At 40.5% G+C, this 24,639-nt stretch carries 29 protein-coding genes and 2 pseudogenes; 14 read left to right on the top strand and 17 right to left on the bottom strand.

The features are described 5' to 3' along the window. Window positions 1-258: 258 nt before the first annotated feature. Complete coding sequence (locus tag G6R02_RS10780; protein ID WP_164669265.1) at window positions 259-1,542, bottom strand: DUF4179 domain-containing protein; 1,284 nt, start codon at window positions 1,540-1,542, stop codon at window positions 259-261. Next, complete coding sequence (locus tag G6R02_RS10785; RefSeq protein ID WP_164669266.1) at window positions 1,518-2,063, bottom strand: sigma-70 family RNA polymerase sigma factor; 546 nt, start codon at window positions 2,061-2,063, stop codon at window positions 1,518-1,520. The genes G6R02_RS10780 and G6R02_RS10785 overlap by 25 nt, the downstream gene beginning before the upstream one ends. A gap of 158 nt (window positions 2,064-2,221) precedes the next feature. Between G6R02_RS10785 and G6R02_RS10790 the strand changes: the two genes are divergently transcribed. Further along, entirely contained in the window at window positions 2,222-2,512 is a 291-nt protein-coding gene (locus G6R02_RS10790) for a hypothetical protein (RefSeq protein WP_164669267.1), read from the top strand. A gap of 94 nt (window positions 2,513-2,606) precedes the next feature. On the opposite strand, the gene dacB is transcribed toward G6R02_RS10790, so the two are convergent. From dacB to G6R02_RS10815, 5 genes are all read right to left on the bottom strand, one after another. Beyond that, entirely contained in the window at window positions 2,607-4,082 is a 1,476-nt protein-coding gene (gene dacB / locus G6R02_RS10795; RefSeq protein ID WP_164669268.1) for a D-alanyl-D-alanine carboxypeptidase/D-alanyl-D-alanine endopeptidase, read from the bottom strand. Window positions 4,083-4,241: 159 nt separating this feature from the next. Continuing rightward, window positions 4,242-5,825, bottom strand: a complete 1,584-nt coding sequence (locus G6R02_RS10800; RefSeq protein WP_164669269.1) for a YndJ family protein — start codon at window positions 5,823-5,825, stop codon at window positions 4,242-4,244. Continuing rightward, the gene (locus G6R02_RS10805; protein ID WP_246202546.1) at window positions 5,812-6,426 is read right to left on the bottom strand and encodes a DUF4166 domain-containing protein; all 615 of its coding nucleotides are present in this window, start codon (window positions 6,424-6,426) and stop codon (window positions 5,812-5,814) included. The genes G6R02_RS10800 and G6R02_RS10805 overlap by 14 nt, the downstream gene beginning before the upstream one ends. Window position 6,427: 1 nt before the next feature. Further along, on the bottom strand, window positions 6,428-7,336 hold the full coding sequence (locus tag G6R02_RS10810) for a DoxX-like family protein (RefSeq protein ID WP_164669270.1): 909 nt from the start codon (window positions 7,334-7,336) through the stop codon (window positions 6,428-6,430). A gap of 4 nt (window positions 7,337-7,340) precedes the next feature. Further along, window positions 7,341-7,856: a GrpB family protein gene (locus G6R02_RS10815; RefSeq protein WP_164669271.1), complete on the bottom strand. Its 516-nt coding sequence runs from the start codon at window positions 7,854-7,856 to the stop codon at window positions 7,341-7,343. 80 nt (window positions 7,857-7,936) lie between these two features. Between G6R02_RS10815 and G6R02_RS10820 the strand changes: the two genes are divergently transcribed. Further along, window positions 7,937-8,107, top strand: a complete 171-nt coding sequence (locus tag G6R02_RS10820) for a hypothetical protein (protein WP_164669272.1) — start codon at window positions 7,937-7,939, stop codon at window positions 8,105-8,107. Window positions 8,108-8,434: 327 nt separating this feature from the next. Here the strand turns inward: G6R02_RS10820 and G6R02_RS10825 are convergent, their stop codons facing one another. The 5 genes and pseudogenes from G6R02_RS10825 to G6R02_RS10845 form a co-directional block, all read right to left on the bottom strand. Then, complete coding sequence (locus tag G6R02_RS10825; protein WP_164669273.1) at window positions 8,435-9,763, bottom strand: diguanylate cyclase domain-containing protein; 1,329 nt, start codon at window positions 9,761-9,763, stop codon at window positions 8,435-8,437. A 291-nt stretch (window positions 9,764-10,054) separates the two neighbouring features. After that, complete coding sequence (locus tag G6R02_RS10830) at window positions 10,055-10,297, bottom strand: stage VI sporulation protein F (RefSeq protein ID WP_164669274.1); 243 nt, start codon at window positions 10,295-10,297, stop codon at window positions 10,055-10,057. A gap of 241 nt (window positions 10,298-10,538) precedes the next feature. Beyond that, window positions 10,539-10,655: a YjcZ family sporulation protein gene (locus G6R02_RS10835; RefSeq protein WP_164669275.1), complete on the bottom strand. Its 117-nt coding sequence runs from the start codon at window positions 10,653-10,655 to the stop codon at window positions 10,539-10,541. Window positions 10,656-10,754: 99 nt separating this feature from the next. Next, entirely contained in the window at window positions 10,755-10,928 is a 174-nt protein-coding gene (locus G6R02_RS10840) for a YjcZ family sporulation protein (protein ID WP_164669276.1), read from the bottom strand. A 274-nt stretch (window positions 10,929-11,202) separates the two neighbouring features. Next, a pseudogene (locus G6R02_RS10845) lies at window positions 11,203-11,370 on the bottom strand (YozQ family protein); the annotation flags it as partial. Between the two features lie 283 nt (window positions 11,371-11,653). On the opposite strand from G6R02_RS10845, the gene G6R02_RS10850 reads away from it, so the two are divergent. After that, complete coding sequence (locus tag G6R02_RS10850) at window positions 11,654-11,860, top strand: DUF1657 domain-containing protein (protein WP_164669278.1); 207 nt, start codon at window positions 11,654-11,656, stop codon at window positions 11,858-11,860. A gap of 394 nt (window positions 11,861-12,254) precedes the next feature. Here the strand turns inward: G6R02_RS10850 and G6R02_RS10855 are convergent, their stop codons facing one another. Continuing rightward, entirely contained in the window at window positions 12,255-12,467 is a 213-nt protein-coding gene (locus tag G6R02_RS10855; protein WP_246202621.1) for a YppG family protein, read from the bottom strand. Between the two features lie 155 nt (window positions 12,468-12,622). Here G6R02_RS10855 and G6R02_RS10860 point away from each other — a divergent pair, with 155 nt between their 5' ends. Further along, entirely contained in the window at window positions 12,623-13,426 is an 804-nt protein-coding gene (locus G6R02_RS10860; protein ID WP_164669280.1) for a DUF2268 domain-containing putative Zn-dependent protease, read from the top strand. 413 nt (window positions 13,427-13,839) lie between these two features. Here G6R02_RS10860 and G6R02_RS10865 read toward each other — a convergent pair whose 3' ends face one another. Beyond that, complete coding sequence (locus tag G6R02_RS10865) at window positions 13,840-14,127, bottom strand: hypothetical protein (protein ID WP_164669281.1); 288 nt, start codon at window positions 14,125-14,127, stop codon at window positions 13,840-13,842. Window positions 14,128-14,352: 225 nt separating this feature from the next. Between G6R02_RS10865 and G6R02_RS10870 the strand changes: the two genes are divergently transcribed. Both G6R02_RS10870 and G6R02_RS20080 read left to right on the top strand, forming a co-directional pair. Beyond that, window positions 14,353-14,460, top strand: coding sequence for a YjcZ family sporulation protein (locus G6R02_RS10870; RefSeq protein WP_164669282.1), 108 nt, complete (start codon window positions 14,353-14,355; stop codon window positions 14,458-14,460). A 152-nt stretch (window positions 14,461-14,612) separates the two neighbouring features. Then, a pseudogene (locus G6R02_RS20080) lies at window positions 14,613-14,687 on the top strand (YjcZ family sporulation protein); the annotation flags it as partial. 81 nt (window positions 14,688-14,768) lie between these two features. Here the strand turns inward: G6R02_RS20080 and G6R02_RS10880 are convergent. Together G6R02_RS10880 and G6R02_RS10885 are read right to left on the bottom strand one after the other, a co-directional pair. Next, window positions 14,769-15,509 (bottom strand): anti-sigma factor, encoded by a 741-nt coding sequence (locus G6R02_RS10880; RefSeq protein WP_164669284.1) that lies wholly within the window; start codon window positions 15,507-15,509, stop codon window positions 14,769-14,771. After that, window positions 15,499-16,083, bottom strand: coding sequence for an RNA polymerase sigma factor (locus G6R02_RS10885; RefSeq protein ID WP_164669285.1), 585 nt, complete (start codon window positions 16,081-16,083; stop codon window positions 15,499-15,501). The genes G6R02_RS10880 and G6R02_RS10885 overlap by 11 nt, the downstream gene beginning before the upstream one ends. Before the next feature lie 127 nt (window positions 16,084-16,210). On the opposite strand from G6R02_RS10885, the gene G6R02_RS10890 reads away from it, so the two are divergent. The 6 genes from G6R02_RS10890 (at window position 16,211) to G6R02_RS10915 (ending at window position 22,874) form a co-directional block, all read left to right on the top strand. Next, complete coding sequence (locus tag G6R02_RS10890) at window positions 16,211-17,371, top strand: NEW3 domain-containing protein (RefSeq protein WP_164669286.1); 1,161 nt, start codon at window positions 16,211-16,213, stop codon at window positions 17,369-17,371. A 3-nt stretch (window positions 17,372-17,374) separates the two neighbouring features. Continuing rightward, window positions 17,375-18,328, top strand: a complete 954-nt coding sequence (locus G6R02_RS10895) for an ABC transporter ATP-binding protein (protein WP_164669287.1) — start codon at window positions 17,375-17,377, stop codon at window positions 18,326-18,328. A gap of 55 nt (window positions 18,329-18,383) precedes the next feature. Beyond that, window positions 18,384-19,352 carry an ABC transporter permease gene (locus tag G6R02_RS10900; protein WP_246202622.1) on the top strand — a complete coding sequence of 323 codons (969 nt, stop codon included), beginning with the start codon at window positions 18,384-18,386 and terminating at the stop codon, window positions 19,350-19,352. An 870-nt stretch (window positions 19,353-20,222) separates the two neighbouring features. Beyond that, on the top strand, window positions 20,223-20,924 hold the full coding sequence (locus G6R02_RS10905) for a DUF421 domain-containing protein (RefSeq protein WP_164669289.1): 702 nt from the start codon (window positions 20,223-20,225) through the stop codon (window positions 20,922-20,924). A gap of 185 nt (window positions 20,925-21,109) precedes the next feature. Further along, window positions 21,110-21,610, top strand: a complete 501-nt coding sequence (locus G6R02_RS10910; RefSeq protein ID WP_164669290.1) for a DUF3231 family protein — start codon at window positions 21,110-21,112, stop codon at window positions 21,608-21,610. 46 nt (window positions 21,611-21,656) lie between these two features. After that, entirely contained in the window at window positions 21,657-22,874 is a 1,218-nt protein-coding gene (locus tag G6R02_RS10915; protein ID WP_164670383.1) for an MFS transporter, read from the top strand. Here the strand turns inward: G6R02_RS10915 and G6R02_RS10920 are convergent. Then, window positions 22,871-23,482, bottom strand: a complete 612-nt coding sequence (locus tag G6R02_RS10920; RefSeq protein WP_164669291.1) for a YitT family protein — start codon at window positions 23,480-23,482, stop codon at window positions 22,871-22,873. The genes G6R02_RS10915 and G6R02_RS10920 overlap by 4 nt on opposite strands. A 275-nt stretch (window positions 23,483-23,757) precedes the next feature. Here G6R02_RS10920 and G6R02_RS10925 point away from each other — a divergent pair, with 275 nt between their 5' ends. Further along, a complete protein-coding gene (locus G6R02_RS10925) occupies window positions 23,758-23,952 on the top strand; it encodes a hypothetical protein (protein WP_164669292.1) in 195 nt (64 codons plus the stop codon). 131 nt (window positions 23,953-24,083) lie between these two features. After that, a complete protein-coding gene (locus G6R02_RS10930) occupies window positions 24,084-24,593 on the top strand; it encodes a DUF3231 family protein (RefSeq protein ID WP_164669293.1) in 510 nt (169 codons plus the stop codon). Window positions 24,594-24,639 lie beyond the last annotated feature (46 nt).

The following is a 24,639-nucleotide window of genomic DNA, read 5'->3' on the forward strand; positions in this document are numbered from 1 at the left end:
CTCATAACCCCGATGAGTGACCTTTCTTCCGAATTCAAGCTTCGTTCGGGCACTCATAACCCCAGTGAGTGACCTTTCTACTATAGCTTTAATGAAGTTCTATTCATATTTTCTCAGCAATCAATCTTAGGCCTTCAAGTTATAAACATAAAAAAGTAGCGGGGAAATTCTGATTTAAATTAACCAGCTTAATATAATGCGTTTCTCAGAAAAGCATGCTACCAAAAAGAGGATTGACCTTTACGCCAATCCTCTTTTTTATTCTTCTATTGGTAGTGTAATTTTCAAATCATCAAGATAAATATGATCCGGTTCTTCCCGTGTTACAAGGAATACTGGTGATTCAGGCGGAAATCCTTCAAACGTTTTCTTATAGTTCTGATTGCCGACCTGCTCTAACCTAGGATTGAAATAGTTTCCGTCCTCATCCCGGATGGTCAAATTCCGGCCTTGCCTGTATTCGTCAGTTCCGGTTGTTTCAAATTTCACTGTTATCTTATCACGATTTCGGACAACATCAGTGACCACGACGTCACCTGATTCACCTTGTGATAACTTCAACTCCTTTCCTTTCCACTGTTCCCTGTTCTTTTCATATGAACCTTTATTTTCATGCTCCAAATAAGGAATAACAGTCAGCGATTCTGGTTTTTCGTTCAGAGGTTCAACAAAGACACTCATTTCCATAATTGATTTTTTCGTTCCATCGGTATCTTTATATAATTCGCCGTACCCTATACCCCGGAAGTCAGTGTTCTTCAGGATTCTTCCCGTATCATCTTTAACCAGATAATGGACCATGTATCCTGAGAATGACTGAGCGATTTCATCAAATTTAATAATTGTTGCAGTTGGTGTAAACGAAACACTGTTGTAATTAATCAGCATTCTGTCATTTCGTTTGCTTTTGTCTATTGCATAGACCTCCGTATTCCCTTTTTTTGTCACTTGAAATTCAGCATCTGTGCCTTCCCAGTGGAGTCCCAATTTGAACTGATCAGGTAACTCTTCATCAATAAATCTAATCTTTAGCCTTCCAGCATAAACCATGTCATTTCGCTGTTCACCCTTGAAGCTGGGACTAGATCCAAGCTGCTTACCATTTACAGTTATCCGCATATTAAAGAGTGCTGCACGCTGCTCTTCCAACGACCCCGGTGACACTAAATAGCCAAGGTAAACATCCGTACCATCGTACATTACTTCTGTAAAGGCTACCTTTTTGCCATTTATTTCATACTGCTCATCGACAGGAACGGAAAGCCCTTTTTCATACCCATTCTTCATACCAAGATCATTGATGTAACTTGTAACCGTGCTGATAATCGGCAGTGACTTTATCGTTTCCGCAAATGCAGGACTTATTGCAGATGCTCCCAGTAACATACTTAACGCAATCGCAGCAGCCAATGAAGCGTATTTCAGCTTGGAATATTTCTTTTTTTCCGGAAGAGCATCCAACGTCTCAGAAACACGCTGTTTCACAATATCAGGTGTTTCCTGATTACGCATCTTTCTCATCTGGTCTTCCCATTTTTCCATTGACCACTCACCTCCTTGTTCGTTTCAGTCAAAAAATGATGCAGTTTTTGCTTTGCCCGACGTATTCGTGTTTTCACCGTATTCGCAGGAATGTCGAGAATTCCTGAAATATCTTTAATTGTTAAATCATTTATGTAAAATAACCCCAGTATTTCTGAATCTTCTTGTGGCAAACGGGCAAGCAACAATTCCATTTCTACCGCATCAAAACCTTTATCCTCCTCAAAGCCCTCGTTCCACTCCTTTAACTCCACCACTTTCTTCCGGCTTCGTATAATGGAATAACATTCGTTGGTAACGATCCGGAGCAGCCACGTTTTAAAGTATTGCGGCTCCCGTAAGTTCGGGATGGAGCGGTACGCATTATAGATTGCCTCCTGGATTGCATCTGCACAATCCTCATCCCGTTTAACAATTGATTTTGCCACCCGGTACATCACATCCTGGTATTCATAAATCAGTTTCTCGAATGATGCTTTGTTGCCTTTTTTAGCTTTTTTTACTTCTTTTACAGCATCCAACTTGCTCCACTCCTCCCTTCTTACTAGTTAGAGTCCGACATCTCACAAAAAGTTTCAGGAAAATTAAGTTCAATTATATACATAATTTGGGGAAAAGTAACGAACGATAGATACGGAGCATTATGCAGCTCAAATATATCAATGGAGGTTTTACTTTTATGGCACAACAAAATCCTCAACAACAGCAATTACAACAGGCTGTTCAGCAGGCGCAACAGGCGCAGCAGGCAGTACAACAAGCGCAGGCCAGTGCTGATCCGCAACAAATGCAGCAGGCACAACAGCAATTGCAGCAGGCAGAACAAGGATTACAAAATGCTCAGTCCCAGGCTGGTCAAGCTGCACAACAGGATCCACAGGTCCAGCAGGCTCAGCAGCAACTGCAACAGGCACGCCAGCAGGCTAACCAGGCTCAGCAAGCGCAACAGAACAACAACAATTTTCAATAAGTTGTCCATTGGGGAAGTCCCGAGGTTCGGGACTTCCCTTAGTTTTTTTATAATAATAAAATTAAGCTGCCCCAATAATGATTGAAACAGCCAATTATCTATCCGCAATGATTTTCACGATTTCATCTTCAATTTGAGGCCCGTCTTCCTCATCCATTAAGTTATTCAGCATGATTGAAAAAATAATCTTGTCCCCGCTGTTTGTTTTCACATAGCCCGACAACGTGCTGACACCATAGATGGTTCCGGTTTTAGCCTGAACATCCATATCCTCCATCCGGTATCGCAATGTTCCTCCAACCATCCTGTCTTCTTTTCCGGCTGCAGGTAGTGATTTCAGATAAGCGTCAAACCATTCCAGACTCTGCACCTTATATAACAGTTTTGAAATCTCGTTGGGAGGAATTGAATTAACGTGCGAAATTCCGGACCCGTCCCTGATTAGTATTGTATCGGTATTCATCCCAAGCTTGGTCAATTCCGCTTCAACAACTTCCAGCCCTTTTTCCCAGCTGCCTTCATTATGTACAACTTTTCCCATCTCTTTTACCAAAATTTCAGCAATCGTATTATTGCTTAATTTCATAAATGGCACGAGCAATTCAGCGAGTGGCATTGATTGATCGGAAAAAAGAACTTTTGCTTGTTGCGGAGCCATACCTGTTTTTACCTTACCAGTCCAGGTGATTCCCTGTTCCTTAAGCGATTTTTTAAATAAATTCATCGCATATCCGGTTGGCTCCCAGACTGCCATCCATTCTTTAACACGTGCTGAATCGGCAGGGATTTCACCTTCAATTGTAATCGTATTCCCGCCATGCACTCGTTCCAGTGTCAAATCTTCTTCTGTACCAGCAGCCGCAGTTAACGCAGTATTTTTCACTTGGACGTAACCTGTCTCAGGAGATACTGTTACTTTCGGTTTGTTTCCAACATCCTCGGGGGTTACCTCAACAATTACCGTACCCGCATCATAATCTTTATCCGGTGAAGCGGTTAGTGCCGAAATTTGAGCACCATAATACCAATGCTCATCACTCCAGATTAAATCAGGGGAGAGTCGAACATCATCATACCACGTGTCATCCCCGACGATATCTCCTTCTATCACTTTAATGCCGCTTTCCTTAATCCGTTTTGCAAAGTTATCAAAATCGGAAGGGAGTAACGTTGGATCTCCCTTTCCTTTTAAATAAAGATTACCTTTCAATGTATTACCTTTAACGGAACCGCTTGTCAGCACTTCAGTGGAAAACGTATAGTCCTCGCCTAACACAGTCAACGCTGCTGCAGAAGTTAACAGTTTCATATTGGATGCCGGCCGCATCCGTACGTCGCCCATATGTTCATAGATCTTTTCTCCATTTGATGCTTGACGAATACTGATTCCAGCAATTGCACCATCCAATTTTGGTTCATTATTAATAAATTTGTCGAGCTGTTCAGCCATCGCATTCCGCTCCCCGGAAGTATTAGCTGGTGCGGTTGAATTGTCTGTCGTAGCAGAACCTATCATAAAGACTAATAAGAACAGAAAGAGCAAGCCAAAACTATAATTTTTCACCGTCATTCCTATCACCCCAATCCAGCCATACTTACTATTTCTTCATTAATCGGGTAAATCCTTTTTCAAAGTGAATAAGCTAAACAGCATATTTAAAATGATTTACCCAAGTTGATAAATATATACCGTTTCAGTCATAAAATAATAAGCTGCAAACCTCGTTATTTAAGATTGCAGCTTATTGAAGATATCATATTCTATTGTCAAAAACGGTATCGAAAAAATCCACATATTATGCCTTGCCTTTAATACCCCTTCCTCAACTTCCCATACGTCAAATTGTTCCTCGATTGGCAGCATGAAGAAAAATTTCCCGGCCGCTAAATAAATCCCGGAATCAGCATCCAATGACTGTTTTTTACTGGATAATCGCAGGTCTTTCCCATGAGGAGTAAGGTCCAAAACTCCAACCATAACCGAGCCTGGTAACGGCAACGCAATATTCATATACGTTTGTCCCTTATTCTCATGTGAGGAATACAGCGCGACAAACGTGGTTTCTTTTTTTACTTTTCGAACCCATGCCCTTACATCATTTCTTCCATCAACATCATCTTTAATAGAATAAATATTCCCCGTCATCTCTACTTGTTTACTGGAAAACGGCAAATTAATCTGCTCCACGTAACGGCTGATCAGACGATATACAGCTGCAAACGGTTTAAACCAGGTGTGCCATTTCACTTCAGAAAACAAGCGATATTGATTCGTATTTTCATAAAAATCAATAATAGACGATGATAATGTTTCGGCATCAATATCATAAATGTTCATGTTATCTACCAATCCATTACAGGTTGCTGTATCCAACTTTCCGGTCAGAATTGTTTCGCCAACTTTACCTTTACCTCTAATCCGGCTGACCGGGAATTTGAAGTATTCATGTTTTGAAGGCGGATATTGAATTGACCAGCCTATAATTCCTGCCAAGGCATAAAACACCGCATTTATGGTTCCATGAAAAATCAGCATGAAATCTATCGTTATCGTATACAATCCTGTTAGATTGCCGAAAGCGTATAATAAAGAAAAAAGAATCGCCACACCAAGGGCTGAAAAGGATAATCGAACGAGCCAATTAACTGGTGATTTAAAAGATAAATTGATTAAACCATATATACCAAAAATGTAAACAAGAACCGAAACAAGCTCAAGTAACGTTGAAAAAGTAATTCCAAGCGCAACTATCATCGGGGAAACTAAAACGGCAGCAGCAATCCAATTATAAAATGTTGATTTATAAATCCTGCCTAGAAACCCGACAAAAACAGGCAACAGGAATGCAGCGTAATGAAAATGGATTCCGGTAAGCCAGGTCATAATTGCCGAAAATCCGGTATCGATCCCAGCCTCATACGCAAAAAACCAGGCACCACCAACTGCGATATAAATTAGTCCCATATCTATTAAAAATTCCTCTAAATGGGCAAAACCTCTATTAAAAAAGCGCATAAGCCCATATCCTGCAATCAACAAGGTAAACAGAAAATAAATGATTGCTAAAAACGGGTCCCACGATGTTTCACTTGTTACCTGTAAAAGAATGACAGTAAGAAACGCAGGAATTCCCAGATATGGTAAATACCTCGCATACTTTCCATCATCATTTTTCATGACCAAGTTTAGTATCAAGGGAACGTAAACCAACTGCGCGACTGTTAACAGCAAAAAATGCCACGGATGAACACCAAGAACAGCTATCACAAATAATATGAAAATGTTTATAATTCCAATGTTACGAAACGTCATCGCTGGCAAACTCTCCTTCGTATGAGAAAACAGTTCCAATTAATGGGTTCGTGACAAAAACATTGATTAAATAGACTTCTTTCTCATCATCATACTTCTCAGTTATCGTCGCAAGTCCCTGAAATATCTTTGGCAATGGGATTTCCATCAGGCCAATGACCAATCTTTGCTGCTTCGATTCGATTTTTAATCCACCTGCTCGCGTTGCCGACAATGACAAATCGGAATAAATCAAGTGTGGTTCGCCGAGATAGTCTTTTATGATATTCCGTTCAGCATCCAAACTCATAAGTGCATTAAAGTATCGCTTTTTCTTTCTAAAATAAAATACCCGCTCCCAATGGATCTGATCCTCGCCACTTTTTCCGGTACATGGTGTATTCGTAATCTGAAAAGGAACGTTTTCCCCGTGTTCCGGAAAAAGCAGTTTCCACCTTGTCGCAATCAAAAAAAGCGGATGCAGCCACTTTGGTCCACCATTGATTTTTTTCATTGTTCCTTTCCCGGTAAAAGTACCACCACCAGGAAACCCATACCTTTTTTGCAGCATCGGGTGCAGCTGATAAAACGCTTCACCCATTGCATTCTTATAAATAGACATACTAATCTCTCTTTCGTTTGCAGCTTTTAGCAGTGGGTACATCTTTACTGATCATGAATCCGAGAATTGACAGTACGAACAGTACCATATTATACGTTAGCGGATTGAACGGATGAAATAAGAAGGCAGGATCCGAGATAATCGCACCAATTCCCAAAAACGGAAAAACAAAAAGTTGCAGCCCAAATAACTTTCTTTTGTTTGAATAAACTAACCAGACCAATCCGAACACGACTTCTATCACCCCAATTACAGCTGTCAACGAAGCAGCCAGATTCGTGGAAATCGGGATAACATTTTGCATCATACTTAACTCCACCTGGTGCATCGCGATTAATTTTGGCACGAGCCCATGATACACCCAGATGAAACTGAATAAGAAAGCAATGACCCAATTACAAAAAAATTTCATGTACTGCGATGAAGGCGTATCTCCATTTTCCAGCCACCGCTTGAGGACATCAAAACTTAGTGCTGTCGCCCATCCCATCATTGGCCGGAAAATCAAACAATCAAACAGTTTCCCAACCCTGCCAAAATTCGTCTTATAATCATACTGAGTCAGAAAGGTAATCGAGGAATCCGCTTCGGGTATGTATTTCCAATAACCCCTTCCCTCTCGAATAATTGAAAAAGATTGATCGGTTCCAAAATGTAACGAAGACGTCCTTGAACCATCCTTGGCATGAAAGCTGCCGACACTTTTTCCCCAGCCTTCAACAGCCAGACCAAACCCAATTTTCGTTTTATAAGTAAATTTCTGCGGCTGATTTTCCTCTTTCGGCAAATATGTAATCGATGAAAATCGAAGGTCCCATTGTTCATGCTGATCCGGTGTCTGTGACGCATTCCAAAGCTTATCGATTTCCGCTTCAATAGGTATCTCAACATAGATTGGCTTATTCTTCATGGTATCACCCCAAACCGTGCTGCCGCTTCATCCGCAACACATCATGTATAAAGCTTTCCTTCGCTTTCGTATAACTGGATCGGTCATTCCGGTATTCATTTGCCAGCCTCATTTTCAACACTTCATACGCACTTCGTTTGTCACGATTCGATCTTAGGTAATCCCGGAAAAATAATTTGTCATTCCATTCAGTGCCGTTCATTTCACAAATATGTAAGTGAATATCCGGATTACCTGCAATTCGTTTTAGAAAAAATTTACGATCAGTGAATTCCTGTTTTGGGATATAGACGTACCCGGCTTTTTCGAGCGGTGCAACTAAATGCACATACTCCTCAAGTTCCGCGATACCGGCCATAATATCGATTATCGGTTTAGCCTTAATCTCCGGAATTACCGTACTTCCAATATGTTCAATATCAATGAAACTGTCTGGTATTGCTTGAGTAATAGATTTCTTTTCTTTAATATATTGCCTTGACCACGCTTCATTGTGTTTCACTAGTTCGACATCGGCCATCTATAACAACCTCTCACTTTCAAATATTTTTCCAAAGGCATTCCTCTTCATGGTACAATAAGTTAACAGGAAGTGTTCACATGCTCTGGTTTTTAATTCTAATCGTTCCTCTTTTAATTTTCGGATTCATTGTTGACCGCCAAAAGAAGAAACGGCTGAATACAAATCATGACGCAAACAAACCGCATCAAATCGACACTAAACCAAGTGCACATCATTCCATGGGTGAAAATATTCGTGGCGGCAATTAGATTACGTTGAATTTTTAATATCTAAAATTATTCTAACATACCAACTTTCTTTGTTATCCAATTTATTTTTACAAACTAAAAAGAGGCTGGGACAAAAGTGTTTTATCAATAATAAAATCCGAACATATTGGAAATGGTGCACAAAACCGCTCCGGGAATATACTTCGCTTTCCGGGGGCGGCTGGTGAGCCTCCTCGTGCTAGCGCACTTCGGAGTCTCACCGATGCCTTTCCTCCCCCAGGAGTCTACGTATATTCCCTCCGCTGCTTCCATGCGTTGTTCGTCTTTTGGTAACACTTTTTTGTTTTGTCCTAGCCCCTTCTTTCTTCAGATATCACTCTTATGATTCTCACTTGTAAAAGAAAATGTAGGGACACCAATATTGTTTCGTCCTGACTCTTTCACCTCATACAGCGATATGTCCGCATTTTTTAATATGTTCGATACTGTATCACCCTGTAATGAAGGCAACGCAATCCCTATACTTGTTGTCAAAGGCAACTTATATTGCTTAATCTTCCATGGATACTGCAAGGAAGTCTTCATTTTTTCAGCAATTTTAACGGCATTATGAGCGGAACCTACACCCGGCAAAAGAATGATAAATTCATCTCCACCCAGCCGTGCAACGATATCAGTATCCCGAATACTCAGTTTCAATCGTCTCCCGAATTCTTCAATAACCTCATCACCGACATCATGCCCCATCGAATCATTGATATCCTTAAAATGATCAATATCCAGCATGATAACAGCAAACCTGTCCATACCTTCCTCAAAAGCCTTCAGTTCATCAGCAAGACACTTTTTAAAGAAACGACGATTAGGTAATCCGGTTAACGAATCGTGATAAGCAAAATGTTTAAGTTTTGCCTCATATTTTTTACGCAACGCAATGTCCCGTGTAACAACAACCATATACAAAAAGTGGTCTTCCTCATCGAAAACTGGCGCACCGCGTAATTCGGACCACAGCCAATCACCTGATGAATTTTTTTGCCTGAATTGGATATGCCAATTCTGATTATTTTCAACTGCTTCCGAATAGGTTTTTTCCACTTTATCCATGTCATCAGGATGTACATTGTGGCTATAATGCTTCCCTAAATATTCTTCATGATCAAATCCAAGAACTTCCTCGTATGAAGGTGAAACATAATTGATTCTGCCATTTCGATCTAGCAATGTAATTAAATCACTGGAGTTCTCCGCAATGATACGAAATTGTTTTTCACTTTCTCTAAGCTTAGCTCTCGAACTTATTAATTCCCTTTCCGATTTTTTTCTTCCGGTAATGTCCTGAACAAGTGCAACAATGTGCGAGCCTTTCCCCTTTTCATCAAACATTGGCGTAAGTTTCACCTCGGAATAGTACCACTCACCGGAATAAGCTATGTATGAATCTTCATATGTCAAAGGTGTCCTGGTTTCAATAGCTTCCCTGTAATAATTACAAAGAAATGCAGCTTTTTCAGCCGGATAAATGCTCCGGATTGACTTCCCTGTAACAGTTTCATCAAGCCCTGTTCTATCCATGGCGGTACGATTTAAATATTCATAATAAAAATCCTCCTCCTCTACCCGAATGATAAATACCATTTCCTGTATACCGCCCATCAACACTCGGTCAAAAGGCAGTGTATTTAATTTTTCCATCTTCCTGTTTCCTCCATGCATTATTGTTTTAATGCCCTTATTCCTTCCTTCTGATCTTAGCTTCCAAACGGAGTAATTATGTAGAAGTTTTAACGAAGAATTTCAAAGGGGTAATCATTATTAATCCAATCCTTAGTAATAAGTACTTATCATGTCATATCAGCATTCATCCTTTTTTCATAGGTCATTATGCTTATTAAATACCCGTTCTGCTGTAAAATAAACCTTAAAAAAACAGAAACCCGCCATTTTTGGAAGGTTTCTTGTTTGGAGGGCTGAACGTAATGGACTTTACATCAACTTGGAAATTGTTGACTGATCTATTTTCTTCTTTTTCTTTGTTAACATTTCTACAATCATATCTTCCTTTTTCCTGGAAACTGGCTTATTTGCCATTCTGGATAATTGTCTCACAAGTTTCCGGACATTTTTTTCATCCGAAAGGTCCTTTCCATTCAATGATTGAACAACGCCCATGATGTCATTACTGTTTACTCCAGTCTTTTTTTCCACTTTTTTAACCATATCGTCCATTATATCACCACCTTACATATTGGTTACGAATCAGGGGAGGTATATAATTTCTCCTTTTTAGAAAGAAAAAACCTGTACTGTTGCGTTACAGCAAGGTTTTTTCATATTTAAAAAGGAGGTTGTTTGTTGTCACCACTTCAGTTATGGGGTTTTACACTAACTGTTTTCCGCTTCATTCAGTTAATACACTTCCTTTGCATGGGTGACCCCCACGCAAAGGAAAGATCGTGGAAGCTATTTTTTAGTAGCCACCATAGCCGCCACCCATTGGATAGTTGCTTCCAACAATGATTAGCAAGATAAATAGAACCACTAGCAATACAAAGCCATTGTTTCCGTAACCACCTGCGAAACTCATTAAACGTCACCTCCTTGCGACCTTATACATTATCTTATGAGATTCTTCCCCTAAGAGATAAGGCGTTTATAAGAGATTAATTAGAAATGTGTGGATTTCCTAATCATAGTCACCACCCATAGGAAAGCTGTTTCCAACGATGATTAATAAGATAAACAGAACTACCAGTAAAACAAAGCCGTTACGTCCATATCCTCCGGCACCACAACCGTAGCCTGCTCCATAACCATAGCCACCGCCGTAGCCATAACCCCATGGATTCATCCAACCCATATACTTCACCACCTTTCTTCTGTACTAATACCATATGTTTAAAAAAGCCGTTGTGGATAAACATCTATCACAAGTAACTAAAATAAGGCGATAATAATGGACACAAAAAAAAGAGCCTCCATTGAGACTCTTTTTCCGTTGAGGTGAATGTTAGTGAGTGCTGGACCTCTGGTATGGCTTGGCTGGATAGTATAGCATATGATTTCACCGGTTACATGATAGGGCAAAACAATTATAGAAAATAGAAAGAGGCGCTCTACCTAATATGCCTGAATTACATTCCCTTATCTTTCTTTTGATCAATCGTCCCTTCAAAGTAATCATCTGATGCCTGTTCATGCGTTTCTGCCAGCCCTTTTTCGAACTGAGTTTTTCCCTGATAAAAGGACGGATCATAATCATTTTCGGCTATTTTACGACTATCTTTTGGATTAACTTTATTTTGCTTTCTTGGCATATAAAAACCTCCATTCATTCCTATTATGAACAAATTTCTGTTTAACATTTGATCCATTATGTACCAGTTCTGAATAATATAATCGCCCTTTATAGGAAAGTAACCTTACATGTAGCGGGAGGTTAAACATGACAAATGAACGGCTTTGATCTCATTGAAGGAAAAGGAACCGACAACTAAAAACCCGGTAATGAAAACTAATCAGCCCGGAAAGTTACATAAAATTGCTTTGGTTTGAAATGATATTAAATGATAAGGAGGTGGCATCATGACAGTTGGTACCAAAATGCAGCAAACGATTGCAAGCTGTGAAAGTACATTAGCCAGCTTACATTCTTTTGCTTTGGAAACACAAGATCAAAACGCTAAACAAATGTTTCAGAACCTTTCCAACCAACAACAGCAAATTCTGGAAAACCTGCAGGCCCGTTTACAATATATTGAGCAACAGGAGCCACAATATAAACAACAGTAATCTTCCCTGCTGCTGCACCTGTCTGTCATGAATTTTCAGGCAGGTGCACTCCATCTTCATGTCCTTCAGTTTTTTAGGTATCTTATCCGACTCTTCCCTTTCCACTTTAGCCAGCCTACTTACCTTCATTTCAGATTGGTTGTCCTCAAAATAACCTGGAAGCACTTAGCACAGCAGCATCATAACAATTCCATATGTTTGCGACAAGTCCTTTATCTCATCATTGGTTTTCTTAGAGACTCGCTCGGATTATAGTTCATTATGCACCTATTTTCAAATGGATATTTTCTGTTGAAAGGACCCATCGTTATCCTCCTTTGGCTGCTGCCCCAGACATCAAATGCCTATACGTTCACATGAGGATATCGACGGGACTCACCCCATCAACAAATATCTATTTTTTCATGAATTTGGTTACCATCGGACTTACCTGGCTGTATATTTCACTAACTTGTTTGGCAGTTTGCGAAATTTTCTCGATATCCAAGTTCCCCTCACGATCCTGAAAGTGTGACAGTAACCCCGGTTTCGGCGTACCTTGTATGGGCCGTCGGGGTCTGACAGGTGGATATGGTGGCATTGGTCTTCTCGGTCCTCCAGGAAACATCAAAAAAGACACCCCCTTTATAAATTCTGTAATATCTTATTCAACTAAAAAATCAGTGAGAGGGTAGTTGTCCTGAGTAAACAGAATTTCGAAACATTTTCGTGACTATTGCATAGATTATTCTAACGAAATAAGTATTAACGAGGGGTATTGATATGACTGTTATTAGAACGGATAAATGGTTACTTGATTTATACGATAATCCAATAAATCTGTGCAAAAAACTGAAAGCTCAATTCTTTGGTGTTCAAGCCTATGAAATCCATAATCACTTAGCGATGTATGGAATGTACCGGCATCCTGTCAGAAATGGTAAAGATCTGATAAAGAAGCTGCAGAAAAATAACGTTTGGGGAATTGTTAGAGAAGAAAAAAAACACCTGGAAAGGGAATGGGATGGACCAAATATCCCCGTCTTTATATTTCCATCAGATCCACATAACCGAAGAATACAACGGGAACTGGGCGGCAAATCAGGATTGGCTTTCGGTGATAAACTGTTTCTGTTTATTTCTGAAGATACCGATGAGACTGAACTTAGGGCTTTATTCACCCATGAGTACAACCATGTTTGCCGGTTATCAAAGTATCAAAAGAAAGAAAATGATTACACACTTGTGGACACCATCGTTTTGGAAGGAATGGCGGAAAATGCGGTCCACGAACGATTCGGTGAAGAATCAGCAGCGCCCTGGACCCGGTATTATTCAGATAAGGACCTCGAAGAAATATCAAATAACCTGGTAATCCCTAACAGAAATATAAGGAAAAATGATAATAAACATCAGACTGTATTATATGGACTGCGCGGCTACCCAAGAATGGCGGGATATTGCTGCGGGCATTACCTTGTTAAAAAATACATGGAAGCGAATAGCATGACAACTAAAGATCTTCTGAATATTGATGCAGAAACAATTGCGCAAATCCATGATGATGAATCAGATGATGAGGAATAACAGAAAACAGGGATTCCAGCTATATTTTTGGGTGAGAGCGATACACTTGAATGTCACAAAATAGCATGATGATAGACACGTTGCTTGTTTCCTAATTGTCTTTTGTCATTCATGACCATGATGAAGGACATTTCGCCTGCTTTCTTCATGTTTTTGTCCTTCATAACCACGATGAAGGACATTTTACTTACTTTCCCGCTGACTATTTGTCCTTCATTTCATGCTTTTACAAATTCATACATCTACAGTAAAACAAGCTTTTTCAATAAATGGAAAAAACTATATACGGACATTCATTACACTATTTGTGACAAAGCAGCTTATCAACAAATAACGCATTAAATGTCCGCAAAGACTCCAAAGCGATTAGATAATCTGTTTATTTGAAACTCCTAATTGTTTTATAGTCTAAATTACCACCCAAAAAACGGAATCAAAGCCAATCCGGCAATTGCTCCTAATGCAATTCCATAGCCGAATCCACCGAAGCCGCCATAGCCTCCATATCTGCCATAACCCGGACCATAAAAACCATAGCCAAAACCACCTAACCTTCGTGGTCGGTTAAACGGACGGATAAATACGCTATTATTGTCAACATGACAAATGATACCCCGATGAACTTCGCCACCGCGGGTCCTTATTTCCACAGCTCTTCCCCGATATCGCCGGCATAATGCATGATAATGCCCAACTGACATTCCTTCACCCCCATATCCATTTGCAACTTGTCATAGTGTATGAATGGATCATCGCCATAGTAAAGGACAGTTGTATCAGGGGATTAGTGGAATTTTGTGAAGACCCGATAAGTTGAATTCAACAAAAAAGTATAGCCCAAAATTCGCAATATGGGAGTATAACCTATATCAATATCCGCTAATATACATATATTAATTGCAAACGAACATGGAGGTGTTTAATTAATGAGTGAAGCTGTAGGCTATGGTGGAGGATATGCCTTGATTGTAGTGCTGTTCATCCTATTAATTATTGTAGGTGCAGCTTACGTAGGGTTAGGGTATGGATATTAAAAATAAACCTGTAATAATAAAAGTTAGGAGGGCTTTATATGGGTTTTAGAGGACATTGTGGTGGATATGGTTATGGAAATAACAATGCAGTTGCAGGAGCATATGGACCTGGATATGGCTATGGTGGACCTGTAGGCGGCGCTGGATATTGCGGCGGCGGAAACGGGTTTGCGTTGATTGTCGTATTGTTCATCCTGCTCATCATTGTAGGCGCTGCATGGTTTTAATCCATTCCACTGAAGATAGTAAGGCTGTCGGGGAGAGGTCCCCGGCAGCCTATTATAATGCATCAGAAACAATATAATGGTTTAGTCCTTCACATCCACAGTAAATGTTTCCGGCCCGGTTGGTTTGACACTGCCGCCAGCCGGTTCAACACTGGTTTTTATCAATTTTACCTGATCAACAACTTTTCCCTGATAAAAAATACGTACAGAACCATTCTGAATTGGCAGCAGTTCCCCTTCAATATTGTCATCTGTATCAATAATCCACAGCTGATAATTTCTTCCTTCCAGGTTTGTCAGCCCATCAATTTCCACAAGCATTTCCCGGGTCGAATCATTTATCCATACATTGCCTGATACCTGATCAAATTGGGAAACAGGAATAATTTCAAGCTGTTCTGTATTCGGTTTAGACTGAATCCGTTCTTCCCGTATCTCATCATTATATATTACCTGCTCATCCACAGCCGTATTGGTCTTGTTCCCGAATTGTGTTGTAAGGCCAATACTCAATACCAGGACTGCGGCAAGACTTCCCAATAAATACACGGGCTTCGGTTTCTGCTTCCGTTTCTTTTTTTCTGCAGCATTGTCCTCACGTTCGATACTTTTATCCAGTCTTTTTTTTAACAAATTTGAAGGCTGCAACTGTTCCGAGCGCTGTTCTTCTGTATCAAAGGTATCCTGCCACTCCTCGAGAACTTCCTGACAGGCTTGACATTTTTTCGTATGTTGTGTGATTTGTGCGTTTTCCTCTTCATTTAGATTTCCAAGGACAAAATCAATTATTTTCTGTTCGGGGATATGATTATTAAATTCCATCTTTTTCACCACCACTGCTGGATCTAATCTGCCCGAGTATGGATTTTTGTTTGCGTAAATTATTTAGTCCATACTTAATCAGCGACTTTACAGATCCCAACGGCCTGTTCATGACATTTGATATTTCCTTATGCGTTTTTTCCTGAAAATAAGATCTGTAAATTGCCTCTTGCTGTTCTTTCGGTATATGTTTAAGGGCTTCGATGACGGTATCCCTCTCCAAATGATAAAGAAATTGTTTATCAGCACCCTTTTCCTGTCCAAGCAGTAATTCACCCATATTATTTTGGAGAATCGGTTTCTTCTTACGCAGACGATCGAGTGCCCTCGTTTTAGTCTTGATTGCCAGCCAGGCTTCCACACTGCCTTTTGACTTCTGATATTGATCTGCCTTTTGATAGACTTCCAGAAACACATCATGACAAATATCTTCTGCCTCTGTTTTATTCCCGGTCATATGCAAAGCAATTTTAAAAACAAATGCAATATGTTTTTCATAGAACAGATCAAATGAATGGCGGGAACCCATGGCAATTCTCTCTAACAGTTGGATACTATTGCCAATTCCATCCATGTCATTTTTCCTCCTCAGCCTCTTACATTTGATAATAAATTTTATCAATTTTTTCGAAATCTAACAAATCCAAAAAAACATATTGTTCGTAACATGTATGTAAAAAAACAAACAGGAGGTCAATGTAATGTTCAGAAAAATCTTATCTATCCTTTCACTGATAGTTCTTCTATTCAGTACAATACCGTTGGGAAATCAATCCCATGCAGCTGGTGGAGTCACCCTGTTCACTCCATATACCGGTTTATCGGTAACACCCGGGGAAACGATCACTTATCAGGTTGATGTCATGAACAGTGGCTCATCCATCCAAAACCTCACATTTTCTGTGGAAGGTTTACCAAAAGGCTGGAGCAAAACAATTACTGCAAATGGCCAGGATATCCAGCAGCTATCCGTTAAACCAAACGGACAACAGCAAATCACTCTTGAAGTGACTGTACCACTTGAAGTGAAAAAAGATGATTATAACTTTACATTAATTGCTGATGGTGACGGAGATGGCTATGCAGAACTTCCATTCCTTACTACCGTATCCGAAAAAGGCACATTTAAAACGGAGTTGACAACCGAACAGCCTAATATGGAAGGACATGCAGATTCAACGTTTACGTATACTGCAACAATCAATAACCGTACGGCTGAAAAACAAAATTATGCACTAAGTTCCGGTGCACCTAAAGGATGGGGAGTTACCTTCAAGGCTGATAGTAAATCAGTTACGTCGGTATCCTTGGAACCAAACGCCTCCAAGGATATCACAGTCGAAGTTACACCACCTAAAAACGTTAAAGCAGAGACGTACCAGATACCAATTGCTGCATCAGCAGGAGATACCTCGTCAAAATTGAATCTTGAGGCCGTTATAACAGGATCGTACAGTATTAAATTAACCACTCCTTCAGGCAAGTTGAGTACGGATGTTTCAGCAGGTGGAGAAAAAGTTGTCGATCTTGTTGTCAAAAACAATGGTACAGCAGATCTTACCGATGTAAGTCTCAGTTCGTCCACACCACCTGATTGGGATGTGAAATTTGATAAAAGTTCAATTGCAACTATTAAAGCCGGCGATCAGGCTAAAGTAAAAGCAACAGTAACGGCCCCGGACGATTCCATTGCTGGTGATTATGTAACAACATTCACTGCGGAAACAGCTCAAGTATCATCAGATGCCAATTTCCGTGTATCAGTGGAAACATCAACACTCTGGGGATTCATCGGAGTTCTTATCATTCTGGCAGTTATAGGCGGGTTGTATTACATTTTCAGAAAATATGGGAGGAGATAACATATGGCACAGCCGATTATTGAGCTGAACAACATAGCAAAACAATACGATAATCAGTATGCGGTTGATCATTTATCTCTATCCATCAAAAAAGGAGAAATATACGGGTTGCTGGGCCCAAACGGCGCGGGTAAAACAACTGCAATCCTGACTATGCTCGGTTTAAGTGAACCGACAACCGGAAAGGTTATCGTCTGTGGCATCAATTCTACCCGCCAGCCAATTGAAGTAAAACGAAAGGTCGGCTATCTTCCCGATGACCTTGGATTTTATCAGCGTATGACCGGACTTGAAAACCTGTTGTTCACAGCAGAAATGAACAACATCCAAAAAGAAAAGGCTGAAGAACGAGCCAACTATTTACTGCAGAAAGTCAATTTGATTGAATCCGCAGATAAAAAAACAGGAAAATATTCACGCGGGATGAAACAGCGTCTTGGACTTGCTGATGTTTTGATGAAGAATCCTGAAGTGATTATTCTCGACGAACCAACATTAGGGATCGACCCTGAAGGTGTCCGTGATCTCCTGAAACTCATCAAAGACTTGAACGAGCAGGAAAATATCACTGTGCTGCTGTCATCGCACCACTTACATCAGGTCCAGCAAATATGTGACAGAGCAGGAATATTTGTTAAGGGTAAACTTCTGGCGGAAGGAAATCTGGAAAGCCTGGCAAAACAGTTATTTGTAAAAGATACATTTGTCATAACAGTTTCAGCAAATCCGATTAATGAAGCTATCATCGAAAAGATCCAATCAATCAATGGTGTTAACAAGGTGGAAGATGTACAATCATACCTTGAAGTGTACTGCACCAAAGATGTAACAGCACAAATCAGTAAAATAGTTGTCGAGTCAGGCAGCGCACTCCGTCAAATCAACAACAAAAACTTTGGTCTTGATGAAATTTATCATCGTTACTTTGAAGGGCGTGAGCTTCATGAATCTGTCTAGCCGACTAAATAAATTCATCCCGGCATTATCGGGAAAAAAAGAAGAAAAAGCTAATATGAATCGGAATGCTTTTTATGCCCTTGTCAGAAAAGAATTCACTGACAATATCAAAAGCTGGCGGATCATTATCCTGCTGGCAATTATATTGCTTACCTGTTTTGGTTCCCTTTATACAGCAGTTACGACTATTCAGGATGCGATTGAAAAAGCGGATGATGCCCAGCGCGTCGGCAAGGACTCCTATCTGTTCCTGAAGCTGTTTACTGTATCAGATGGGACACTTCCGAACTTTGTAACCTTTGTAACGTTTCTTGGTCCATTACTGGGCATTGCACTTGGTTTTGACGCCATCAATTCAGAACGCAGTAAAGGCACGCTCAGCAGACTGATGTCGCAGCCCATTCCCCGCGACTATGTCATTAACGCGAAATTTGTTGCGGCACTGCTGCTGAACGTTGTATTGTTCTTTTCACTCGGATTTCTGGTCATGGCATTTGGAATTCTAATCTTGGGCGTACCACCAACATTTGAGGAGTTTGCCAGGGTATTCTGTTTTCTGATTCTGTGTATCACCTATATTGCTTTCTGGCTTAATTTGGGAATTCTGTTTTCCGTATTATTCCGCCAGGCTGCAACGTCTGCACTGTCAAGTATTGCTGTATGGCTCTTTTTCAGTGTATTTTATAATATGATTGTCAAAGTTATATCAAAATCCATGCTTAATCCCGCTAACATTACAAGTGTGGATCAGGCAATCAGTAAACAGGAAACCGTTCTGAATATTAACCGGCTGTCACCAAATTACCTGTTTACCGAATCGACGACAACCCTGCTTTCACCCGCGGTACGAAGCCTTGGTCCGCTGACGACAAGACAGACAGCAGGAGCAATACCAAGCCCCCTGCCGCTTGATCAAAGCTTACTTCTGATCTGGCCGCAGCTTACCGGACTGATAGCAGGAACAATTATATGTTTTGCCGTTTCCTATTTATTGTTTATGCGCCAGGAAATCCGGTCAAATTAACCAATGCATCGCGCGACTACTTTTGTAGTCGCGCGATTTTTTGTGCATTTTGATATTTCTGGTTTGTGAATTAGCTTGCTATGACGTTCTTTAAAATTAATGTGCGATTCAAAAAAATTTCAATTATTGCACATTTAAATGAACACATAAGCCTTGAAAGAATTACACTAAACGAGTTGACTTTAGATTAATGGTTCATTATTTTATCAACGTATTTGAAAGATAATGCGCAGTAACTTGAAAGTTCTTTATACCCGCCGTCCAGTATCGCTCCGGGCGGATGCTTTCCGCGGGCACGGTCTCAGCCTCCTCGAGAAGGGTGCTCGTCGTGTTGCGAGTGTTTTCAGAGAAGCAGCACTCCTCGCAACTCGTAGCATATTCGGTGGATGTTTCGCTCGTCACTCTGCGGGGTCTTCGGACTAGTGCTCTACCCGCAGAAGTCACCTCCCTCCGCTCACCCGGACTAGTGAAGTGGTGTCATGTATTTTTTAACACGATTCCTACTCCAACTAATAGTTCACTAAAAGTGAAACCAGCGAAGGAAATACACGGAGACTCCTGTGGGAGCAGAGGCCTAGGTGAGACCACTGAGTGCGCCAGCACGAAGGGGGCTCATCAGCCGCCCACGGAAAGCGGAGTGTATTTCCGCAGCGGTGGTCCAACGCTCATATAAAGTTACTGCGCATAATCTATCTTTTGTGCATAAAAACAACTTCGATATGTACCAAGATTGTCCAGGCAGTAATAATAAACATTTCCAGTTTGCCGCAGTAAACTGAGCTTATTAGTGAATAAACCTCATAATGAATAAAACATACCCGCCTGCAGACAATATAAGATACAAAAATTGTGATGAAAGCAGGCCTGATAATGGAACTTTCTGAATTACTGCTTAGAATTGTATTATCATTTATAGTGCTTTTTGCATTAGCAAGAATTATGGGCAGAAAAGAAATAAGCCAAATGACCTTTTTCAATTTCATTTCTGCGATTGCTATTGGTACCATTGCCGGCAGCCTGGTGACAAGCCAAAATCTGAGCATTCGAAACGGGATACTGGCTTTGGCTGGTTGGGCACTCTTCACACTTATCATGGGATTTATTGATATTAAATCCAAAGGTGTACGTAAAGTTACTACCGGCGATCCATTAGTTGTTATTAAAGATGGGGAAATTATGGAGAATTCACTTCGTAAGGCAAGATTAAATATGGATTCGCTTACCGCTTTACTAAGGCAAAAAAATGTTTTCTCCCTGTCAGACGTGGAATTTGCCGTTTTTGAAACAAGTGGTAAACTTTCCGTATTAAAAAAGGAAGAAAAGCAGCCGGCAACAAAAGGTGATATGAATACCCTGAGCACCAAACCGAAAATGTACCCTTCTGCAACAGAAGTTATAGCTGACGGTAAGCCTAATTTAAAAAATCTTTCAAAGTTGGAGCTTGATATGAACTGGCTTGAAGATCAGGTTGAAAAAGCCGGTGAAAAAGATTTCTCACAAATTTTTTACGCAGAGGTACAGTCTGATGGAACACTGTATATCGACAGTAAGGATGATCAAGTGGTTCATTAGAAGAATACTAAAAACAGCCGCAGTCCACTTAAAGGACTGCGGCTGTTTTAGTTACGTTTTCGCACAGCCACCCTACATTTTTTGAACACATACAGCAAAACAACCGTAACGCCAACCACTGGCAGCACATATTTTTCTTCTGTTCAGGAAAACTAAATTGAACAATTTTTTAGGGGGTTATTTTTTTGGGTATTTTAAATGGTAAACAAGAGGAAGAACCTTTCCACTCAGGGGAGGTTTTTCATCTCTGGTCGTATTTGCATAGTACAAAAGCAACTTTGGTAACCATGCAAATCTTGATTAACCACACAGGTGATCATGATTTAAAAATGTTATTGGATGATCTTTTGGAGAACAGCTTTAAGCAGGAAGAGCAGCAGGTTGAAGCCATATTGAAGGAAACAGGGATCCGATTGCCGCCAGCACCTCCTGACCGGCCGAATGTGGAATTACAGGACATCCCTGCCGGAGCGCGGTTTAATGATCCGGAAATCAGCTTACTTATTCAAAAAGAACTTGCAACAGGACGCATGTTATGCAGCTATATCATGGGAATTTCTCTCAGAGAAGACATTGGAGAGATGTTTGGGGAGTTTCACACACAAAAAGCAGAGTATGAAGTGAAACTTTTGCAGTTTACAAAAGAAAAAGGTTGGATTGTGCCCCCGCCAATCAATATAAAATAATCGCAATAACGGGAGTGAGAGAACGTTGGCAACAAAGAATAAGGGCATGACGATAACGGCAATTGGTTCCATTCCACTGATCATGACACTCGGAAATTCGATGTTAATCCCCATTTTCCCGGCAATGAAAAATTCCTTGAATATCTCCCAGATGCAGGTAAGTCTGACCATCACTGTATTCTCGATAGCCGGAGCGGTTTTCATTCCAATTGTAGGCTATTTATCCGACCGGTTTTCCCGTAAAATAATCATCCTTCCTTCCCTTATTTTGTATGGACTCGGGGGACTGCTTGCCGGATTTGCAGGTGCTACTTTTTCACATGCCTACATATGGATACTGATTGGCAGGGTTATCCAGGGAATTGGAGCGGCCGGAACCGCTCCTATTGCCATGGCTTTAACCGGAGACTTATTTAAAGGCGGTGAACAAAGCCGTGTGCTAGGAATATTTGAATCTTCAAACGGACTCGGAAAAGTTTTATCACCAATCCTCGGATCTATCCTCGGTTTAATGGTGTGGCATGCAGTATTTTTTGCCTTTCCGGCACTTTGCCTGGTGGCAGCGGTATTGGTCTGGATTTTTATTAAAGAAAAAAGGAATCGACAGGCGCCTCCTCCATTTGGCAAATATGTACGGGGACTGCTTGGGGTATTTAAACATGAAGGAAGATGGCTGTTTACAACGTATCTGGCAGGTGGAACATGTTTATTTACACTATTTGGAATCTTGTTTTACTTATCCGATATTTTGGAGAAAAAATATGATATTGATGGTGTTGTAAAGGGGTTTGTTCTGGCGATACCACTGCTTATCATGGTAACCACTTCCTATTTAACCGGAAGCAAAATCGGCAAAAACCTGGAAAAAATGAAAAAAATTGCAGTTATTGGATTTATACTTATGACAATTTCGTATGCTTCACTAGTATTTTTTGAAAAACTTGTCCCGTTCCTTTTGGTACTTGGAATAAGCAGTGTGGGTGCAGGTCTGATCCTGCCATGTGTCAACAGTATCATCACCGGCGCTGTTGGAAAGGAACGAAGAGGATTTGTTTCTTCTCTCTATGGATCTGTCCGGTTTCTCGGTGTTGCTGCAGGGCCGCCGGTGTTTTCACATTTAATGGAATGGTCAAGAACCGGTATGTTTCTATCACTTGCAGGTTTTACACTCCTTGTTGGTGTGCTCGTATTACTATTAATACAAGTTAAGGGAAAAGACGGCAAAGAAAACAAAAAGACCGCGTTTCGCTATAAATATATTTAAGATTTACGCCAGCCAAGCATATAGGGCCTTATAATTTCCATACGAACAACAAAATCGACAATCCTTGTGGAAATCCATTGACTGATGAGAGCCAGAAATATGATTTTCCAGCTGATAACTGCAGCTGTTATAACAAAAATTGCGGCATTGATGAAAAATAAAGGTCGTCCAGGCAAAATATTTCGGCCATGGGAAATCATGAATGCGATCACGCCGACTCCTCCATTAGACACCCCTGTTCGCATAAGAATCCCTATTCCGGTGCCAAGAAAAACAGATCCAACTACCAGATCAACGAGCAGGTTTCTATGTATGATTGAAATAAAGGTCTCGAAAAAATCAACGGACAATGATGTCATGGTAATACCAAGGAAGGTCCATAACCCGAACCGTTTACCGAGATATTTTACCCCAAGGAGCAGCATGGAAAAATTTACAATCCACAGTGAAGCACCCATACTGATACCGAACCAGTGGTTAAGTAATATTGCTATTCCGCCTGCCCCTCCGGATGGAATCGACTGCGGAAACAAAAATACACCCATTCCAAATCCCTGAAAGATGCCTCCCAGCATAACGAATGCATACTTTATCATAAAAGATTTCATGAGAAACTCCTAAATAATTACATATTTATGGGACAACCTCCTCTTAATTCTATTCTAACAATATGTTAATTAGTACCAAAAAGTAAAAACCCAGCTGGAAACCCGGCCCGATTTATAGTTGAATTACCGCCATTCTCACCATGTTTCTTAATAAAAAATGGTAATAAGTGAGTGGTGTTAATTGATTTACAGGAGGCAAAATAAAGTTGTGAGTGAGTATGAGTTAAATCATAAACTGATTCTGGTACAAATCTTTTTGTAAAGGAGGTAAGACATTGGCTGAAGTAACCGTCTTCACGGACGAAACAGGATCCGAACTGCAGCAAGTTGAGCAGTTCTTAATCCAGATGGACGGAATTGAACGCGTCTTAGCTGATACAGACGATGGAGAGTTAAAGATTGAATTTGATGAAAACACGATTTCAGGAAGACGAATAATTGGTACACTGCAAAATCAGTACTACCAATAACATATTGTATAAAAAGCCTGTCATGTCGGCAGGCTTTTATAATTCTTTTTCCTGAATGGAGCGAAAAAAGTAGGGCAATCTAAATGCGGAAGGATGTTACCATGTACAAGAATATTTTAAGGAGGATGAAAATGGGAGTTTTAGGCGGGAATCCCAAAGATGAACCAATGCACTATGGCGAGGTGTATGGAACATGGGCGTTTTTAACTGCAGCAAAAGGGGTGGTTGCAGGTAACCAAACACAGTTAAACCACGCTGGGGACGAAGATTTGCGAAAATTGCTTGACGAGGTGATTCAGGCTGCGCAACAAGAGATTAAGCAGGTGGAAACCTTATTAAAAAATAATGGTGTTGGTTTGCCGCCAACACCCCCGGAACGTCCGAAAGCTTCCTTGGAAGATATTCCTGCGGGAGCGCGCATTCTGGACCCGGAAATCGCAGTTACTGTATCCGGTGAAATTGCCGCTGGATTAGTGTCATGCAGCAAGATTATCGGTCAATCAACCCGGGAAGACATCGCTATGATGTTCGGGCAATTCCATTCACAAAAAGCAGCACTGGGGGCAAAAGCACTCAGATTAATGAAAGAGAAAGGCTGGTTAGTAGCTCCTCCATTACACCAAAGTAAAGTGGATGATTAATAATTGATAATAGAAAAAGAGAACAGAAATCCCATGCGAGACTGTT

The organism is Virgibacillus doumboii, assembly GCF_902806455.1.
GTDB lineage: Bacteria > Bacillota > Bacilli > Bacillales > Amphibacillaceae > Lentibacillus > Lentibacillus doumboii.

Excerpts from the sequence above, each read along its gene's own strand:
- G6R02_RS10780 (WP_164669265.1), bottom strand. The coding sequence starts at position 1,542 with ATGGAAAAATGGGAAGACCAGATGAGAAAGATGCGTAATCAGGAAACA.
- G6R02_RS10790 (WP_164669267.1), top strand. The coding sequence starts at position 2,222 with ATGGCACAACAAAATCCTCAACAACAGCAATTACAACAGGCTGTTCAG.
- dacB (WP_164669268.1), bottom strand. The coding sequence starts at position 4,082 with ATGACGGTGAAAAATTATAGTTTTGGCTTGCTCTTTCTGTTCTTATTA.
- G6R02_RS10800 (WP_164669269.1), bottom strand. The coding sequence starts at position 5,825 with ATGACGTTTCGTAACATTGGAATTATAAACATTTTCATATTATTTGTG.
- G6R02_RS10805 (WP_246202546.1), bottom strand. The coding sequence starts at position 6,426 with ATGTCTATTTATAAGAATGCAATGGGTGAAGCGTTTTATCAGCTGCAC.
- G6R02_RS10810 (WP_164669270.1), bottom strand. The coding sequence starts at position 7,336 with ATGAAGAATAAGCCAATCTATGTTGAGATACCTATTGAAGCGGAAATC.
- G6R02_RS10815 (WP_164669271.1), bottom strand. The coding sequence starts at position 7,856 with ATGGCCGATGTCGAACTAGTGAAACACAATGAAGCGTGGTCAAGGCAA.
- G6R02_RS10820 (WP_164669272.1), top strand. The coding sequence starts at position 7,937 with ATGCTCTGGTTTTTAATTCTAATCGTTCCTCTTTTAATTTTCGGATTC.
- G6R02_RS10825 (WP_164669273.1), bottom strand. The coding sequence starts at position 9,763 with ATGGAAAAATTAAATACACTGCCTTTTGACCGAGTGTTGATGGGCGGT.
- G6R02_RS10830 (WP_164669274.1), bottom strand. The coding sequence starts at position 10,297 with ATGGACGATATGGTTAAAAAAGTGGAAAAAAAGACTGGAGTAAACAGT.
- G6R02_RS10835 (WP_164669275.1), bottom strand. The coding sequence starts at position 10,655 with ATGAGTTTCGCAGGTGGTTACGGAAACAATGGCTTTGTATTGCTAGTG.
- G6R02_RS10840 (WP_164669276.1), bottom strand. The coding sequence starts at position 10,928 with ATGGGTTGGATGAATCCATGGGGTTATGGCTACGGCGGTGGCTATGGT.
- G6R02_RS10850 (WP_164669278.1), top strand. The coding sequence starts at position 11,654 with ATGACAGTTGGTACCAAAATGCAGCAAACGATTGCAAGCTGTGAAAGT.
- G6R02_RS10855 (WP_246202621.1), bottom strand. The coding sequence starts at position 12,467 with ATGTTTCCTGGAGGACCGAGAAGACCAATGCCACCATATCCACCTGTC.
- G6R02_RS10860 (WP_164669280.1), top strand. The coding sequence starts at position 12,623 with ATGACTGTTATTAGAACGGATAAATGGTTACTTGATTTATACGATAAT.
- G6R02_RS10865 (WP_164669281.1), bottom strand. The coding sequence starts at position 14,127 with ATGTCAGTTGGGCATTATCATGCATTATGCCGGCGATATCGGGGAAGA.
- G6R02_RS10870 (WP_164669282.1), top strand. The coding sequence starts at position 14,353 with ATGAGTGAAGCTGTAGGCTATGGTGGAGGATATGCCTTGATTGTAGTG.
- G6R02_RS10880 (WP_164669284.1), bottom strand. The coding sequence starts at position 15,509 with ATGGAATTTAATAATCATATCCCCGAACAGAAAATAATTGATTTTGTC.
- G6R02_RS10885 (WP_164669285.1), bottom strand. The coding sequence starts at position 16,083 with ATGGATGGAATTGGCAATAGTATCCAACTGTTAGAGAGAATTGCCATG.
- G6R02_RS10890 (WP_164669286.1), top strand. The coding sequence starts at position 16,211 with ATGTTCAGAAAAATCTTATCTATCCTTTCACTGATAGTTCTTCTATTC.
- G6R02_RS10895 (WP_164669287.1), top strand. The coding sequence starts at position 17,375 with ATGGCACAGCCGATTATTGAGCTGAACAACATAGCAAAACAATACGAT.
- G6R02_RS10900 (WP_246202622.1), top strand. The coding sequence starts at position 18,384 with ATGAATCGGAATGCTTTTTATGCCCTTGTCAGAAAAGAATTCACTGAC.
- G6R02_RS10905 (WP_164669289.1), top strand. The coding sequence starts at position 20,223 with ATGGAACTTTCTGAATTACTGCTTAGAATTGTATTATCATTTATAGTG.
- G6R02_RS10915 (WP_164670383.1), top strand. The coding sequence starts at position 21,657 with ATGACGATAACGGCAATTGGTTCCATTCCACTGATCATGACACTCGGA.
- G6R02_RS10920 (WP_164669291.1), bottom strand. The coding sequence starts at position 23,482 with ATGAAATCTTTTATGATAAAGTATGCATTCGTTATGCTGGGAGGCATC.
- G6R02_RS10930 (WP_164669293.1), top strand. The coding sequence starts at position 24,084 with ATGGGAGTTTTAGGCGGGAATCCCAAAGATGAACCAATGCACTATGGC.